This window comes from Alcanivorax sp. HI0044 (assembly GCF_001634945.1).
On record NZ_LWEZ01000502.1, the window covers coordinates 1 to 1,714 of the forward strand.

Here is a 1,714-nt window from a genome sequence, read left to right on the forward strand (position 1 = left end):
TGCACCATGGGGATGTCCCGGTTGAGCAGGCCGGCCCGGTCCAGCTCGCCGAGAATGCCCATGACGCCGCCGGCGCGGTGCACGTCTTCCATATGGTATTTCTGGGTGGCCGGGGCCACTTTCGACAGGCACGGCACTTTGCGGCTCAGGCGGTCGATGTCTTCCATGGTGAAATCCACTTCGCCTTCCAGTGCCGCTGCCAGCAAGTGCAGCACGGTGTTGGTGGACCCGCCCATGGCGATATCCAGGCTCATGGCGTTCTCAAACGCCTTAACCGTGGCGATATTGCGCGGCAGCAAGGCCTCTTCGTCCTGCTCGTAATAGCGCCGGGTGATATCCACGATGCGGCGACCGGCTTCCAGGAACAGCTCGCGACGGTCGGCATGGGTGGCCAGCAGTGAGCCGTTGCCGGGCAGGGACAGGCCCAGTGCTTCGGTCAGGCAGTTCATGGAGTTGGCGGTGAACATGCCGGAACAGGAGCCGCAGGTGGGGCAGGCAGAGCGCTCCACTTCATTCAGGGTTTCTTCGTCCACGCTGTCATCGGCGGCCATCACCATGGCGTCCACCAGGTCCAGCTTGCCCTCGGCCAGCTTGGTCTTGCCCGCTTCCATGGGGCCGCCGGATACGAAGATCACCGGGATGTTCAGGCGCATGGCGGCCATCAGCATACCGGGGGTGATCTTGTCGCAGTTGGAAATACAGACAATGGCGTCGGCGCAGTGGGCGTTGACCATGTATTCCACGGAATCGGCAATGATGTCGCGGCTGGGCAGGGAATAGAGCATCCCGTCGTGGCCCATGGCAATGCCGTCATCCACCGCAATGGTGTTGAATTCCTTGGCGATCCCCCCGGCCTTCTCCACCTCGCCGGCCACCAGCTGGCCCATGTCCTTCAGGTGCACGTGCCCGGGCACGAACTGGGTAAAGGAGTTGGCGATGGCAATAATCGGTTTACCGAAGTCCCCGTCCTTCATGCCCGTGGCGCGCCACAGGGCACGGGCGCCAGCCATATTGCGGCCATGGGTGGTGGTACGGGAGCGATACTGCGGCATGGGAACCTCTTGAATTCAGCAAACAGGGCGTAAGGGGGGGCATTGTACCGTAATGACGGGGTTTCGCTAAGTTGTCTGCTCTGGTTCAGCCAACGGCTAGAGTATGTAGAATGGGCGGTTTATTTGACCGCAGGCCGGGATGGCTTGCCGGGTTCCGGTTCAACAGAGGAATGAAAATGATAATACTGGGTCTCCACACAGGGCACGATGCTGGCGCCGCTGTATTCAGAGATGAGAAGCTGGTTTCTTTCTGCAAGGAAGAGCGGGTCAGCCGGATTAAGAACGATGGCGGTTTTTTTGCTCTGGCTTCCATTGATGAAGCGCTGGATGCTGTAGGGCTAACCCGCAAGGATGTGGATGTTGTTGCCTTGACGCGTACCCGTATCCCGGAGCATACGTTTCGCAAGACCAGCCACCCGGTACAGACGCTCAAACGCAAGTTGATGCCTGCGCCAACACGAGATCTGAACCTGGCGGGGCAAATGCGCAAAACCGGGCTGGATGAAACGGCGTTGATCGATCAGAGCTTGCTTCGAAAAGCGCTGGGTGTGGGGCCTAAAACCGAGATTTATTTTGCCAACCATCACTATTGTCATGTGGCAGCGGCTTGGTATTACACCGATTGGGATGAAGGCCTTTTCCTGAGCTGTGACGGTGGTGGG

The 1,714-nt window shown here is 59.4% G+C and carries 2 protein-coding genes; one reads left to right on the forward strand and one right to left on the reverse strand.

From position 1 onward, the window contains the following. Positions 1-1,052 (reverse strand): dihydroxy-acid dehydratase (gene ilvD / locus A3730_RS05980; protein ID WP_082872273.1); only part of this gene is annotated, 1,052 nt, incomplete at its 3' end. 176 nt (positions 1,053-1,228) lie between these two features. Between ilvD and A3730_RS05985 the strand changes: the two genes are divergently transcribed. Next, positions 1,229-1,714: carbamoyltransferase N-terminal domain-containing protein (locus A3730_RS05985; protein ID WP_197477326.1), on the forward strand; the 486-nt coding region annotated here is incomplete at its 3' end.